This is a genomic window from Burkholderia sp. ABCPW 111, from assembly GCF_000773065.1.
Lineage (GTDB): Bacteria > Pseudomonadota > Gammaproteobacteria > Burkholderiales > Burkholderiaceae > Burkholderia > Burkholderia savannae.
In genome coordinates, this window is the sequence record NZ_JPWT01000055.1 from 55,356 (window position 1) to 69,527 (window position 14,172).

Below are 14,172 nucleotides of genomic sequence, written 5' to 3' on the forward strand. Positions count from 1 at the left end.
ATTGAACGAACGGCACGAGAAGCGGGGCACGTGTGCGCCGTTCATCGTCGACGCCGACGCAATGGCTGCGCCGCGCGCAAAAGCAGCGCCGCCGACGCTCGAGACTTTCGGCATGGAGCAACGCGTCGTCCATTCCGATGAACGGAGAAGCGAAAAGCGGAAAAGCGGAAGACCGGACCAGAGGACGAGCGATTCGCGCACACCGCGGGCAACGCCGGCGCGCACAGAGGCGGATGGGCAGATCGCCCCGCATGTACATTTGCACTATAAATCTCGCCTGAATGTCACGTCTATAGTGCATTCGCCCGATGAATCCCCGGCGCGACGTCCCTACCATACGGCTCACACGATATAAAACGATCCGGAGACGCGCATGACCCCTCCCTCCTCCGTCGCGGCGCGGCCCGCATCGGACCCGCTGAACGACGGCTATCGCAAGGTCGCGTTCCGGCTGATCCCGCTGATCTTCGTCTGCTACCTGTTCAACTATCTCGATCGCGTGAACGTCGGCTTCGCGAAGCTGCAGATGCTGAGCGACCTGCAAATGAGCGAAACCGTCTACGGTCTCGGCGCGGGCATTTTCTTCGTCGGCTACGTGCTCGCGGGTGTGCCGAGCAATCTGATCCTGCGGCGCGCAGGCGCGCGCGTGTGGATCGCGATCATCATGATCGTGTGGGGCGCGCTGTCGTCGGCGCTGTTGTTCGTGAAGACGCCGGCGTCGTTCTATACGCTGCGCTTTTTCACCGGCATCGCGGAAGCCGGGTTCTTTCCCGGCATGGTGCTCTATCTGACGCAATGGTTCAGCGCCGAGCATCGCGGCCGCGCGATCGCGCTCTTCATGTCGGCGATCCCGATCTCCGGCGTGATCGGCGGCCCGCTGTCGGGCTGGATGCTCGACCACTTCTCGGCGGGCCAAGGCGGGCTCGCGGGCTGGCAGTGGCTGTTCCTGCTGCAGGGCGCGCCGACGATCGTGCTCGGCGTCGCGGTGTTCGTGTTTCTGCAGGACCGGATCGAAGACGCACGCTGGCTGTCGGGCGACGAGAAAGCCGCACTCAACCGCGCGATCGCGACGACGGCGGCCGACGCCGCCCGCGCGTCGTCCGGCCAGCCGCACACGTTGCGCGACATCCTGCTGAACGCCGCCGTCTGGAAATTCGGCATCGTCTATTTCTGCATCCAGATGGGGGTGTACGCGATCAACTTCTGGCTGCCGTCGATCATCCGCTCGCTCGGCGTCGGCGGCAGCGGCGCGATCGGCTGGCTGAGCGCGATCCCGTATCTGTTCGCGAGCATCGCGATGATCGCCGTCGGCAAATCCGCCGATGCGCGCCAGGAGCGCCGCTGGCATCTGAGCGTGCCGATGGCGGTCGGCGTCGCGGGGCTGCTGATGGCCGCGCAGGCCGGCAATGCGATCGTGCCGGCGATGATCGGCCTCGTGCTCGCGACGGCGGGCGCGCTCACCGCGCTCGCGATGTTCTGGCCGCTGCCGACGCTCGTGCTGACGGGCACCGCCGCGGCGGGCGGCGTCGCGCTCATCAATTCGCTCGGGCAGATCGCCGGGTTCGTGAGCCCTTACATCGTCGGCTGGATCAAGGACGCGACGCAGCGCACCGATCTCGCGCTCTACATCCTGTCGAGCACGATGGTGGTCGGCATCGTGCTCGTGATGCGCACGCACGCGCGCCGCGCCGGCCGCTGACGCGGGCCACGCCGCGCCTTTCGTTCCTGCATTCGCGCGCGAGCCGCGCGCGCCACCGAAGAGGTTCGCTGATGAAGATCGTGATTGCTCCCGACTCGTTCAAGGAAAGCCTGAGCGCGGTCGAAACGGCGCGGCAGATCGAGGCCGGGTTCCGCGAAGTGTTCGCCGACGCCGACTACCGGTGCCTGCCGATCGCCGACGGCGGCGAAGGCACGGTCGACGCGCTCGTCACGGCGGCGGGCGGCGAGCGTCGCGCGGCAATCGTCGCCGATCCGCTCGGCCGGCCGGCGCGCGCCGCGTTCGGCATCCTGCCCGACGGCACCGCGGTCATCGAGATGGCCGAGGCGAGCGGTCTGCATCGGGTGCCGCCCGAGTCGCGCGATCCGCGCGTCACGTCGAGCCGGGGCACGGGCGAGCTGATCCGCGCGGCGCTCGACGCCGGCGCGCGCCGTTTCATCGTCGGTCTCGGCGGCAGCGCGACGAACGACGGCGGCGCGGGCATGCTGCAGGCGCTCGGCGCGCATCTCGCCGACGCAGACGGCCGGCCGATCGGCCCGGGCGGCGCGCCGCTCGAGCGGCTCGCGCGCATCGACGTCGCCGGTCTCGACGGCCGGCTCGCGGCGTGCGCGTTCGAAGTGGCGTGCGATGTCGACAATCCGCTCGTCGGGCCGAACGGCGCATCCGCGGTGTTCGGCCCGCAAAAGGGCGCGACGCCCGAGATGATCGCGCATCTCGATCGCAACCTCGCGCATTTCGCGGCGATCGTCGCGCGCGACGTCGGCCCGGACGTCGCGCGGCTGCCGGGCGGCGGCGCGGCGGGCGGCCTCGGCGCGGCGATGTCCGCGTTCCTGAACGCGACGCTGCGCCCGGGCGTCGAGATCGTGTCCGACGCGCTGCGGCTGCGCGACGCGATTCGCGGCGCGAGCCTCGTCGTGACGGGCGAAGGCTGCATCGACGGCCAGACGCTGCGCGGCAAGGCGCCCATCGGCGTCGCGCGGATCGCGGCGGAATGCGGGGTGCCGGTCGTCGCGATCGGCGGCGCGGTGACGGGCCAGGCCGACGCGCTGTACCGGCACGGCTTCGACGCGCTCTTCGCGTCCGTCAGGCGCGCGTGTACGATCGACGAGGCCTTTCGCGACGCGGCGACGAACGTGCGCTTCGCCGCGCGCAACGTCGCGGCGGCGATTCGCGTCGGCTGGCAGCTCGGCCGGCGCGCGCCGGCGCGGCACGCCGCGTAGCGCACCCGCATCGGCCGCCCGTTCGCCGGCCGGCCGCATGCATCCGATCCACTTCTCAGCTCTGCACACGGATATGCGAAACGAAAGCCACACCGACCGCGAGCGCCACCGTTCGACGAAGATTGTCGCGACGCTCGGCCCGTCGAGCTCCACGGAGCCCACGATCGAAGCGCTCGCGCGCGCGGGCGCCGACGTCTTCCGCCTGAATTTCAGCCACGGCACGCATGCCGATCACGCGTCGCGCCACGCGGCCGTGCGCGCGATCGAGGCGCGCATCGGGCATCCGATCGGCATCCTGCTCGATCTGCAGGGCCCGAAGCTGCGCGTCGGGCAGTTCGCGGGCGCTCGCGCGCGGATCGCGAAGGGCCAGCCGTTCGTGTTCGACCTGAACCCCGCGCCCGGCGACGCGCAGCGCGTGTCGCTGCCGCACCCCGAGATTTTCGACGCGGCCCGGCCGGGCCATCTGCTTCTCGTCGACGACGGCAAGCTGCGGTTTCGCGTGGAGGCGGTGTCGGCGGGACGCATCGAGGCGGTCGCGCTGCTCGACGGGATCGTGTCCGATCGCAAGGGCGTCAGCGTGCCCGACGCGACACTCGCGATCCCGGCGCTGTCCGCGAAGGATCGCGACGATCTCGAATTCGGGCTGTCGCTCGGCGTCGACTGGGTCGCACTGTCGTTCGTGCAGACCGCGCAGGACGTGCACGACGCGCGCGCGCTGATCGGCTCGCGCGCCGCGATCGTCGCGAAGATCGAGAAGCCGCAGGCGGTGACGAACATCGTCGACATCGTCGAGGCCGCCGATGCGGTGATGGTCGCGCGCGGCGATCTCGGCGTGGAGATGTCGCTCGAGGACGTGCCGAGCGTGCAGAAGCGGATCATCCGGCTCGCGCGCGCGGCGGGCAAGCCGGTGATCGTCGCGACGCAGATGCTCGAATCGATGACGCTCGCGCCGACGCCGACGCGCGCGGAGGCGTCCGACGTCGCCGCGGCCGTCTACGACGGCGCGGACGCGGTGATGCTGTCGGCCGAATCGGCGTCGGGCGAGTATCCGGTCGAGGCGGTGGACTTCATGCGCAAGATCATCGCGACGACCGAGGCGGACCCGATCCAGCCGCAGTTGATGAAGGCGATCGTCACCGCGCACGCGCCGAACGCCACCGACGCGATCGGCGCGGCGATCGAGGTGGTATCGGATACACTGCGGCTCGGCGCCGCCGTCACGTACACGGCGTCGGGCGCCACCGCGATACGCCTGTCCCGCCTGCGGCCGAGCACCGCGATCCTGAGCCTCACGCCGCGCGCCGACGTCGCGCGGCGGCTCACGCTCGCGTGGGGCGTGCGCTCGCGCGTCGCGGTCGAGGCGACGGGCATCGAGAACATCGTCGAGATCGCGATCGAGGCCGCGCACGCGGAAGGATTCCCGACGGACGAATGCCCGATCGTCGTCGCCGCGGGCGTGCCGTTCGGGCATCCCGGCTCGACGAACCTGATGCGCATCGTCTGGCCGACCGAAATGACGCGACAATAGGCGTCGGGCCGGGCGCCGGCCCGCGGCCCGCCTGGCCGCCGGCTTTGCCGCCGTTCCCGCAACCCGACCTGACCGCCATGATGATCGATGCCCGGCTCGCGACTGAAATCGTCGCACGCACCGTCGAAGTGATGCCGTTCGACGTGAACGTGATGGACGCGCACGGCCTGATCCTGGCGAGCAGCGACGCGGCGCGCGTGGGCGAGATCCACGCGGGCGCGCAGCTCGCGCTGGCCCGCGCGCGCGCAGTCGAGATCGACGACGCGATGGCCGCGAACCTGAGCGGCGTGCGGCCCGGCATCAATCTGCCGCTCAGCGTGCGCGGCAAGGTGTGCGGCGTGATCGGCGTCACCGGCGAGCCGGACGCGGTGCGCGGCTTCGGCGAGCTGCTGCGCGTCACGGCGGAATTGATCCTCGAGCGCGAGCAGTTGACGGTCGAATTGCGCCGCAACGCGCGCCATCGGGAAGAGTTCGTTCTCCAGCTTCTGAGGCGCACGGCCGCGTCCGCCGAGCTCGAAGCATGGGCCGACCGGCTCGGCATCGACGTGCGCGTCGCGCATGCGGCGATCGTGTGCCGCCTGAGCGGCGTCGATGCGGACCCGGAGGCGGGCGTCGGCCAGATCGAGGCGATGCAGTCGCAGCTCGCGCACGAGTGGCCGCAGTTGCTGACCGCGAAGACGTCGTATCTGGAGCTCGTGATGTTCGATGCGATCGATGCGCGCGCGGCCCGCGACGGCGCGCTGGCGAAGCATGCCGGCAAGCGGCTCGCCGCGCTGGAGGGCACGCTGCGCAAGGTCGCGACGCAGCCGTTCTCGCTCGCGCTCGGCATCGCGCTCGACGGGATCGACGGCTTCGAGCGTTCGTATCAGTGCGCGCTCGCGACGCTGCGCGTCGGCGCGGCCCGCGCGCCGCGGGAGAACACGTACTCGTACTACGAATTCGTGCTGCCCGTCTTGCTGTCGGCGCTGTCGCAAGGCTGGCAGGCGCAGCAGTTGCGCTTGCCGCTCACGCGCCTGCTTGCGCGCGAGCGGCGCTCCGGCGCGCTGCTCGACACGCTGAAGGCCTGGTACGCGAACGACGGCCACCCGAGCGCCACGGCCGAGGCGCTCGGCATTCATCGCAACACGCTCGATTACCGGCTGCAGCAGATCCGCGACGCGACGGGCCTCGATCTCGGCGCGATGGACGATCGGCTCTGGCTGTACATCGCGCTGCAGACGACGGTGAGCCGCCGCGACGGCGATGAGGGCGGCGCAGGCGACGGACGTTCGGCGAGCTGATCGGCGGCAAGCCGCACGGCATCGATCGATCCGGGGCGCACGCGGCGCGCACGTGGCCGCACCTTCGCATGCGCGTTCCGTGCGCTCACCGCGCTTCCTGCACGCTGTCGAACGGCGCGCGCAACCCCGTTGTCGTCCCATTGTCACCTAATTTCCCGCCGCGTCCGCCTTGCCCGCGTTTCCGGGCGTCTCGCGCTTACCGAACCACCCGTTGCTCGATTTTCTGAAATATCCGTAAATGATACGGATATTTTTTTGAAATTTTCCGATTATAAATATCGTGCGCGCATGTCGTGTTTGGGAGATATATGTCGCCGAATTGAGCGGAATGATTTCGTGCAAATGAACGGATCGACCGATTGGTTTGGAGTCTTATGAATTTCGCGAGAAACTTCGATTTTTAACAAATACTTTCGTGCGAATCGCATTCAAACATCGCACGATTTATCGTAGACTTCGTTCCGTTCCAATCGTCAAGATTAATACGGGAACGTCGTCGCTGCAGCTCCCGGTGTTTCATCGAGACGACGAATGTTCCCTGTTTCGCTTCAATGTTGCTCGCTTGAACCGGCGCCGGCGCATCGACGGCGCCGGAGCACCGATGATCGGCCGATTGCCCGCAGCGTCTCGCCGGTCGTCGAGCTGTAAATCGTTCTCGCGCGGCCAATGAATGGCGTCGATCATTGGCGCGCGGAAAACAATCGATTCGTTCCGTATCTTTCATCAAAGCAATCCAGGGATTATTCCGGGAATCCGGTTCATTGGCGCGCCTGATTTGAAATGAGTCGAGCATTTCGGATCGCGGCGGCGGCCATTGTCGGAAATCGCCCGAACAATCCCGCCTTTGCCGGGAGATCGGCCGATTCGTCTCATGCAGTCGAGTGTCAATCGGCCGCCGATCCTTTCTTCGGAAAGCCGGCGGCCAGTCAGGTAGGGATTCACCCTGCAATCGTCAATCGACGCGTCCGCGCGGACACGCACGGGCGGTCGTTCATCAATTGCGCCACAAGCATGGAGTGCCTGCACCATGACGACATCCACCCTCGATTCGCCGCGCCTTTCCGAACACGAATCGCGCGTTCCTTCGCCGCAAAACGCCGCCGACCTGCTGTTGCGCGCCGCGCGGCTGCATCCGCACACGGGCGTTCGCTTCGTTGCCGCGGAGTCCGAAGAAAACGGCACGTTCCTGACGTATCCCGAGCTGCTGGACGAGGCGCGCCGCATTCTGGGCGGCCTGCGGGCGCGCGGCTATCGCTCCGGGATGAAGGTCGCGCTGCTGCTCGAGCACGCAAACGATTTCATCCCGGCGTTCTGGGCCTGCACGCTGGGCGGATTCGTGCCGTGCCCGCTCGTGCCGATCCGCAACGATCCCGAGCGCTGGGCGAAGCACCTCGCGCACGTCGACGCGCTGCTCGACCATCCGCTTCTCGTCACCACCGAGGCGCTGAAGAACGATTTGCCGAGCGGCGCGTTCGCGGTCAACCTGAACGCGCTGCGCGCGGGGACACCCGACGAGTCGGTTCATGTCGCGCAGCCTGCGGACCCCGCCGTCTTCGTGCTCACGTCCGGCTCCACGGGCAATTCGAAGGCGGTCGTGCTCACGCACGGCAACCTGCTCGCGTCGATGGCGGGCAAGAACGATCGCCAGCAGCTCACCCGCGCGGACGTCACGTTCAACTGGATTTCGTTCGATCACGTCGCCGCGCTGCTGGAAGCCCATCTGTTGCCGCTCTACGTCGGCGCGGTGCAGCTTCACGTCGAATCCGCGGCGATCCTGACCGATCCGCTCAGGTTCCTGCATCTCATCAGCCGCTATCGCGTCACGATGACGTTCTCGCCGAACTTTCTGTTCGGGCAACTGAACGCCGCGCTCGAATCGATGGGCGACGAAGCGTTCAACGCGTTGCGCCGCAAGCTGGATCTGTCGTCGCTGCGGCATGTCGTCTCGGGCGGCGAAGCGATCGTGGTCGCGACCGGGCAGCGCTTCCTCGATCTCCTCGCGCCGTGCGGGCTCGCTCGCGATGCGCTGTGGCCGGCCTTCGGCATGACCGAGACGTGCGCCGGCTCCGTGTATTCGCGTGAGTTTCCGCAAGGCGACGCCGGCCGCGAATTCGCGTCGCTCGGCCTGCCGGTTCTCGGGCTGCAGATGCGCATCGCGGACGACCGCAACAACGTGCTGCCGGACGGCGAGACGGGCGAGTTCCAGTTGCGCGGCCCGATGATCTTCCATCGCTATCACAACAACGCCGAAGCGACGCGCACGGCGTTCACCGACGACGGCTGGTTCCGCACCGGCGATCTCGGGCGCATCGAGCGCGGCCGGCTCTCGCTCGTCGGCCGCAGCAAGGACAGCATCATCGTCAACGGCGTCAACTACTTCAGCCACGAGCTGGAAACGACGCTCGAAGAGCTGGACGGCATCAAGCGCTCGTTCGTCGCGGCATTCCCGACGCGCGGCGCGGGCGACGAATCCGAGCAGCTCGTCGTGACGTTCACGCCGTCCTTTCCGCTCGACGACGAAGACGAGCTGTATCGGCTGATCATCGCGATCCGCAACAGCACGATCCTGCTGTGGGGCTTCCGGCCCGCACTGATCCTGCCGCTGCCGGAAGACGAATTTCCGAAGACGAGCCTCGGCAAGACCCAGCGCACCATCATGCGCAAGCGTCTCGAAGCGGGCGGCTACGACGGCTACAAGGCGTGCGCCGCGGATCTCGCGAACCGGCAGATGGGCGGCTACGTCGCGCCCGAGGGCGAGACCGAGGCGGCGGTCGCCGCGATCTTCGCGCAGATGTTCCAGGTCGAGCCCGACGCGATCAGCGCGACCGCGAGCTTCTTCGATCTCGGCGGCACCTCGCTCGACATCCTCAAGCTGAAGCGGCACGTGGAGCAGCGGCTCGCCGTTGTCGATCTGCCGATCGTGACGATTCTCCAGAATCCGACCGTGCGCGCGCTGGCCGCGCGTCTCGCGCCGGGCAAGCGCGTGACGGCGGGCGAATACGACCCGGTCGTGCCGCTCCAGCTCACGGGCGCCAAGACGCCGCTCTTCTGCGTGCATCCCGGCGTCGGCGAGGTGCTCGTGTTCGTCAATCTCGCGAAATACTTCGTCAACGAGCGCCCGTTCTACGCGCTGCGCGCGCGCGGCTTCAACGAAGGCGAGACGTACTTCTCCCGCTTCGACGAGATGGTGAACGTGTACGTCGATGCGATCCGCCGGCGGCAGCCGCACGGGCCATACGCGGTGGCCGGCTATTCGTACGGCGGCGCGGTCGCGTTCGAAATCGCGAAGGTGCTCGAATCGCAGGGCGAGCGCGTGGATTTCGTCGGCAGCTTCAACCTGCCGCCGCACATCAAGTACCGGATGGACGAGCTCGACGAAGTGGAGGGCGCGGTCAACCTCGCGTTCTTCCTGTCGCTGATCGACAAGCAGCAGTCGCTCACGTTGCCGTCGCAATTGCGCGCCGCGATGCCCGAGCAGGACCCGCTCGCGTACCTGATCGACAACGCGCCGCCCGGCCGGCTCGCCGAGCTCGACCTGGATCTGCCGAAGTTCCGCGCCTGGGCGGGGCTCGCGCAATCGCTGCTGACGCTGGGGCGTTCGTACGCGCCGTCCGGCGACGTGGCGTCGATGTCGATCTTCTATGCGATTCCGCTGCGCGGCACCAAGGAAGACTGGCTGAACAAGGAGCTGCGCCGGTGGGACGAGTTCACGCGTGCGCCGAATCGCTACATCGACGTGGCGGGCGAGCACTACACGCTGATGGGGCCGGCGCACGTCGCGACGTTCCAGGCGGTGCTGCGGGCCGAGCTCGACCGCGCGCTCGGCGGCAAATGACCGGCGTCTCATGTCACGGATGACCAAGGGGAGAGGCTCATGACTGTGTCAGGCAACGACAAGCGTGGCGACGCGAAGCAGACGCGAGCGAAGCGGAAGATCTTGATCACGGGCGCGACTGGCCAGGTCGCGCGGCCCGTCGCCGAAGCGCTGGCGGCGGAGGACGAAGTATGGGCGATCGGCCGCTTCGGCGACGCGAGCGTCGAGGACGCGTTGCGCGCGAAGGGCGTCAACACGCGGCGGTGGGACATGGAGCGCGACACGCTCGACGGCCTGCCCGACGACTTCACGCACGTGCTGCACGCCGCGGTCAGGCGCGGCGAGGACGGCGATTTCGAGAAGGCGATCGAAATCAACACGGTCGCCACCGGCCGCCTGATGACGCATTGCCGCCACGCCGAATCGTTCATCTACGTGTCGAGCGGCAGCCTGTACGCGCGGCAGGCGCTCGACCATCCGTATGCGGAGACGGACCCGCTGAACGGCGTCGCGCACTGGCTGCCCGCGTACCCGATCGTCAAGATCTCGTGCGAAGGCGTCGTACGCGCGTTCTCGGCCGTGCTCGGCCTGCCGGCCGTGATCGCGCGTCTGAACGTCGCGTACGGCCCGTACGGGCACGGCGGCGTGCCGGTGCTGCTGTACCGGCAACTGCTCGCCGGCAAGCCGATTCCGGTTCCGCGCGAAGGCCAGAACTGGGCGTCGCTGATCCACACCGACGATCTCGTCCGGCAGGTGCCGCTGCTGTGGGATGCGGCGAGCTCGCCCGCACTCGTGCTGAACTGGGGCGGCGACGATGCCGTCGGCATTCAGGACTGCATGCAGTACGTCGCGGACATCACGGGCGTCGACGCGCGTTTCGAGCGCGGCGACGTGACGCGCGAAACCTATGCGTTCGACAACACGAAGCGGCGCGCGCTGATCGGCGACTGCGGCGTGCACTGGAAGGAGGGCGTGCGCCGGACGATCGAAACGCACTTCCCCGGAGCGGTGAAGACGCACCCGGCCGTGCAGCCCTGACGCGCGACACAGGAGAAATAACCGATGTCGACCAACATGCAGACCGTGCGGGCCTCGTACGAGGCTTTCCATCGCCGCGACCTGCCCGGCGTGCTCGCGGCGCTCGCGCCGGACGTGCTGTGGACCCACCCGGACGGCATGGGCCCGTACGGGCTCGGCGGAACGAAGCGGGGCCACGACGAAGTGATCGCCTTCATCAGGCACGTGCCGACGCACATCGCCGAGATGCGGCTTGCGCCGGAGGAGTTCATCGAATCCGGCGACCGGATCGTCGTGCTCGGCACGCGCGGCGTCACCGCCGTCAACGGGCGCAGCGCGACGCTGAAGTTCGTGCACGTGTGGAAGTTCGTGAACGGCAAGGCGGTCACGTTCGAAGATCATTTCGACACGGCGGAAATGATCAAGCTGATCACGGCTTGATCGTCCCGGCTCGCGCGGGCGGCGGCGCGTGCCGTCGGCCCGCGTCGGTTCGCCGCGCGGCCGCGCGAGACCAGGGCGACGAGCACATTCCCATTTCGAAACAAGGAGAAGCTTCATGGCGAAAGTGGATGCGAGCCCGGCGCCGCACACCGCGATATTGCAGATGATCATCGGCAAATGGCACGCGCAGGCGCTGTACGTCGCGGCCGAGCTGGGCATTGCCGATCTGCTGGCGGAGAAGGAACGGACGGCGGCCGAGCTGGCCGCCGCGACGGACACTCATCCGGAAGCGCTATATCGCGTGCTGCGCGCACTCGGCGATCTGGGCGTTTTCGTCGAAGGGGACGGGCGGCGTTTCAGCAACAGCCCGCTCGGCGAAACGCTGCGGTGCGACGTGCCGGGCTCGATGCGCGGGTTCGCGCGCATGGCGGGCATGGACGTGGGCTGGAAGGCGTGGGGCGGGCTGCTCTACAGCGTGAAGACCGGCCGAAGCGCGTTCGAGCACGTCGTGGGCGGGCCGGGCTTCGAATACATCGATTCGCACCCGGAGGTCGCGCAGATCGTCAACGACGCGATGACGAGCGTCAGCGAACTCGAATCGCCGCCGGTGGCGCGCGCGTACGATTTCTCCGGAGCCCGAACGATCGTCGACGTCGGCGGCGGTCACGGCCTGCTGCTGGCGACGCTGCTCGCCGCGAATCCGCAGGCAAGAGGCGTGCTCTTCGAGCTGCCGCATGCTTGCGACGGCGCGCGGCGGCTGTTCGCGAAGCACGGGCTGACCGACAGGGTCGAGGTGGTCGCGGGCGACGCGAGCAAGTCGGTCGACGCGCAGGGCGACGTCTACGTGATGAAGCACGTCATCTGCGATTGGGACGACGAACAGGCGATCCGGATCATGACGAACTGCGCGGAAGCGATGCCGTCGGGAGGCAAGCTTCTGCTCGTGGAGGCCGTGCTCACGCCGCCCGGCGAGCCGCATTTCGCGAAGCTCCACGATCTGGAAATGCTCATCATGAGCTCGGGCGGGCATGCGCGCACGGCCGGCGACTACCGGCGGCTCTATGAGGCGGCCGGATTGTCGATGACGGCCGTTCATCCGACCGAAGGCATGCATAGCGTCATCGAGGGCGTCAAACGGTGACGTGGGCGGCAGGGCACGCCGATCGGCGGCGCGCCCTGCCTTGCCGCGCCGCGCCTTGCCTCGTCGCCGTGACGTCCGCCGACGAGGATTCGCGCCCGACGGCCGATGGCATGTTCACGCGCGCGCATCCGGCGCGCGGCGATCGACCGGATCGGGGCGGCGCCGCGCGCAGGCTCGGCGGCGAACGGCGATCGCCGGGCCCGACGCCGCGGACACAGCGTTCATGTCGCGCCGATTGGCCGCCGCGCGCACGGAAAGGAACGGGCGGCAACGATCGATGCGCGCGCGGCGCACGTTCGCCTTCGCGCGCGGCGCGTCGCGCGATGCATCGAAGCCGCCCGCCGCGCCGCGCGAGTTGCGCGAGTCGCGCCAATCCCGTCAAGTCACCTTGCCGCGCAGATAAGCCGACAGGTGTTCGGCTCCCGTCACGAGAAAGAACGTGATGATCAGCAGCAGCGACACGGTCTGATACTGGAACAGATTCATCGCGGTCAGCAGATGAAAGCCGATGCCGCCCGCGCCGACGAAGCCGAGCACGAGCGACGAACGCAGGTTCTCGTCGAAGCGGTACAGCGCGATGCCGAGCAGCGACGGCAGCACGCCCGGCACGACGGCATGCGTGAAGACCTGCAGGCGGCTCGCGCCCGTGAGCGTCAGCGCTTCGACAGGGCCCATGTCCATGTCCTCGATGACTTCCGAGAAAAGCCGCCCGAGCATGCCGACCGAATGCACGGCCAGCGCGAGCGCGCCCGGGAACGGGCCGAGGCCGACCGCCGTCACGAACAGCAACGCCCACACGAGATCCGGCACGACCCGCGTGACGCCGATCAGCGAGCGCGCGGCAAGGTACAGCGGCCGCGCCGGCGTGACGTTGGCGGCGGCGAGAATCGCGAGCGGAAACGCGAAGACGACGCCGCAGACGGTGCCGAACATCGCGACGTCCACCGTCTCGATCACCGCCCACAGGCTCGATTCGAGCTTGCCGAAGTCGGGCGGCATCGATCGCGACAGGATGTCGAGCATGCCGTGCACGCCGGTGACGAGATCCTGGGGGCGCGCCTCGACGACATAACAGGCCTGCGCGAACAGCGCGACGCCGAGCAGCGCCGCGACGAACAGGGCGGCGGGCCGCGCCTCGCGCGCGCCCGGCCGCGGCGCGCAGCGCACGCTGTGGTTCATCGTATGGCTCATTGCGGCTCCGATGCGTAGAGGCGGGCCACCCTCGCGGGATCGACGGACGCGGCGGCATCGTCGAACACGACCTCGCCCTGGCGCAGGCCGATCAATCGGTCCGCATAGCGTTGCGCGAGCGCCGGCTGATGCAGCACGCAGACGATAGCGATGCCGTCTTCGGACGTGAGCCGGCGCAGCAGCCGCATGACTTCCTCGGCCGCCTCGGGGTCGAGGCTCGCGAGCGGCTCGTCGGCGAGCAGCACCTGCGGCCGCTGCGCGAGCGCGCGGGCCACGGCGACGCGCTGCGCCTGACCGCCCGACAGCGTGCTCGCGCGCTGCCGGGCGAGATGCAGCAGGCCGACTTCGTCGAGGAAAGCGCGCGACGGCTCGACCTCGGCGCGCGGTACACGGCCGAACGCGGTTTCCCACGTGCGGTAGCGGCCGAGCGCGCCGGTGCACACGTTGGCGAGCACGCTGCGGCGCTTCACGAGGTTCGCATGCTGCGAGATCAGCGCGATCGGCAGTCTCGCCACGCGCAGCGTCTCGCCGGACAGGCCGGCGAGATTGCGGCCGGCGATTTCGATCGTGCCGCTCGTCGGCCGGTTGAGGCCCGCGACGCATTTCAGGAACGTCGACTTGCCGCAGCCGTTGCTGCCGAGGATCACGGCGAACTCGCCCGCGCGGACGGATAGATCCAGCTCGCGCAGCGCGAGATGCCCGTTCGGATAGCGCATCGACAAGCCGCGCACCGCGAGCTTCGTCTCTGCGCCGGACACGGCGCGCGGCGGCATCGCGGAAATGGGAGCGAACGACATGGGCGCGTGTCCGAGCGCATCGATGG

The 14,172-nt window shown here is 68.5% G+C and carries 11 protein-coding genes; 8 read left to right on the forward strand and 3 right to left on the reverse strand.

Annotated elements, in window-relative coordinates; translation table 11 throughout:
• The first annotated feature begins 373 nt into the window (after positions 1 to 373).
• From X946_RS08740 to X946_RS08755, 4 genes are all read left to right on the forward strand, one after another.
• The gene (locus tag X946_RS08740) at positions 374 to 1,699 is read left to right on the forward strand and encodes an MFS transporter (RefSeq protein WP_038745910.1); all 1,326 of its coding nucleotides are present in this window, start codon (positions 374 to 376) and stop codon (positions 1,697 to 1,699) included.
• A 71-nt stretch (positions 1,700 to 1,770) separates the two neighbouring features.
• A complete protein-coding gene (locus X946_RS08745; RefSeq protein WP_038745912.1) occupies positions 1,771 to 2,937 on the forward strand; it encodes a glycerate kinase in 1,167 nt (388 codons plus the stop codon).
• A 73-nt stretch (positions 2,938 to 3,010) separates the two neighbouring features.
• Positions 3,011 to 4,465: a pyruvate kinase gene (gene pyk / locus X946_RS08750; RefSeq protein ID WP_038745914.1), complete on the forward strand. Its 1,455-nt coding sequence runs from the start codon at positions 3,011 to 3,013 to the stop codon at positions 4,463 to 4,465.
• Positions 4,466 to 4,542: 77 nt separating this feature from the next.
• Positions 4,543 to 5,745 (forward strand): sugar diacid recognition domain-containing protein, encoded by a 1,203-nt coding sequence (locus tag X946_RS08755; protein ID WP_038745916.1) that lies wholly within the window; start codon positions 4,543 to 4,545, stop codon positions 5,743 to 5,745.
• Between the two features lie 723 nt (positions 5,746 to 6,468).
• On the opposite strand, the gene X946_RS35045 is transcribed toward X946_RS08755, so the two are convergent.
• Positions 6,469 to 6,774, reverse strand: a complete 306-nt coding sequence (locus X946_RS35045) for a hypothetical protein (protein ID WP_156443868.1) — start codon at positions 6,772 to 6,774, stop codon at positions 6,469 to 6,471.
• On the opposite strand from X946_RS35045, the gene X946_RS08760 reads away from it, so the two are divergent.
• The 4 genes from X946_RS08760 (at position 6,773) to X946_RS08775 (ending at position 12,158) form a co-directional block, all read left to right on the forward strand.
• Positions 6,773 to 9,580: a non-ribosomal peptide synthetase gene (locus X946_RS08760; protein ID WP_038745918.1), complete on the forward strand. Its 2,808-nt coding sequence runs from the start codon at positions 6,773 to 6,775 to the stop codon at positions 9,578 to 9,580. The genes X946_RS35045 and X946_RS08760 overlap by 2 nt on opposite strands.
• A gap of 39 nt (positions 9,581 to 9,619) precedes the next feature.
• On the forward strand, positions 9,620 to 10,597 hold the full coding sequence (locus X946_RS08765) for an NAD-dependent epimerase/dehydratase family protein (RefSeq protein WP_038745920.1): 978 nt from the start codon (positions 9,620 to 9,622) through the stop codon (positions 10,595 to 10,597).
• A 24-nt stretch (positions 10,598 to 10,621) separates the two neighbouring features.
• Positions 10,622 to 11,017, forward strand: coding sequence for a nuclear transport factor 2 family protein (locus X946_RS08770; protein WP_038745922.1), 396 nt, complete (start codon positions 10,622 to 10,624; stop codon positions 11,015 to 11,017).
• 115 nt (positions 11,018 to 11,132) lie between these two features.
• A complete protein-coding gene (locus X946_RS08775) occupies positions 11,133 to 12,158 on the forward strand; it encodes a methyltransferase (RefSeq protein ID WP_038745924.1) in 1,026 nt (341 codons plus the stop codon).
• Positions 12,159 to 12,536: 378 nt separating this feature from the next.
• Here the strand turns inward: X946_RS08775 and phnE are convergent, their stop codons facing one another.
• Positions 12,537 to 13,349, reverse strand: coding sequence for a phosphonate ABC transporter, permease protein PhnE (gene phnE, locus X946_RS08785; protein ID WP_038745928.1), 813 nt, complete (start codon positions 13,347 to 13,349; stop codon positions 12,537 to 12,539).
• Positions 13,346 to 14,146, reverse strand: coding sequence for a phosphonate ABC transporter ATP-binding protein (gene phnC, locus X946_RS08790; protein WP_226377268.1), 801 nt, complete (start codon positions 14,144 to 14,146; stop codon positions 13,346 to 13,348). The genes phnE and phnC overlap by 4 nt, the downstream gene beginning before the upstream one ends.
• Positions 14,147 to 14,172 lie beyond the last annotated feature (26 nt).

Excerpts from the sequence above, each read along its gene's own strand:
- X946_RS08740 (WP_038745910.1), top strand. The coding sequence starts at position 374 with ATGACCCCTCCCTCCTCCGTCGCGGCGCGGCCCGCATCGGACCCGCTG.
- X946_RS08745 (WP_038745912.1), top strand. The coding sequence starts at position 1,771 with ATGAAGATCGTGATTGCTCCCGACTCGTTCAAGGAAAGCCTGAGCGCG.
- pyk (WP_038745914.1), top strand. The coding sequence starts at position 3,011 with ATGCGAAACGAAAGCCACACCGACCGCGAGCGCCACCGTTCGACGAAG.
- X946_RS08755 (WP_038745916.1), top strand. The coding sequence starts at position 4,543 with ATGATGATCGATGCCCGGCTCGCGACTGAAATCGTCGCACGCACCGTC.
- X946_RS08760 (WP_038745918.1), top strand. The coding sequence starts at position 6,773 with ATGACGACATCCACCCTCGATTCGCCGCGCCTTTCCGAACACGAATCG.
- X946_RS35045 (WP_156443868.1), bottom strand. The coding sequence starts at position 6,774 with ATGGTGCAGGCACTCCATGCTTGTGGCGCAATTGATGAACGACCGCCC.
- X946_RS08765 (WP_038745920.1), top strand. The coding sequence starts at position 9,620 with ATGACTGTGTCAGGCAACGACAAGCGTGGCGACGCGAAGCAGACGCGA.
- X946_RS08770 (WP_038745922.1), top strand. The coding sequence starts at position 10,622 with ATGTCGACCAACATGCAGACCGTGCGGGCCTCGTACGAGGCTTTCCAT.
- X946_RS08775 (WP_038745924.1), top strand. The coding sequence starts at position 11,133 with ATGGCGAAAGTGGATGCGAGCCCGGCGCCGCACACCGCGATATTGCAG.
- phnE (WP_038745928.1), bottom strand. The coding sequence starts at position 13,349 with ATGAGCCATACGATGAACCACAGCGTGCGCTGCGCGCCGCGGCCGGGC.
- phnC (WP_226377268.1), bottom strand. The coding sequence starts at position 14,146 with ATGTCGTTCGCTCCCATTTCCGCGATGCCGCCGCGCGCCGTGTCCGGC.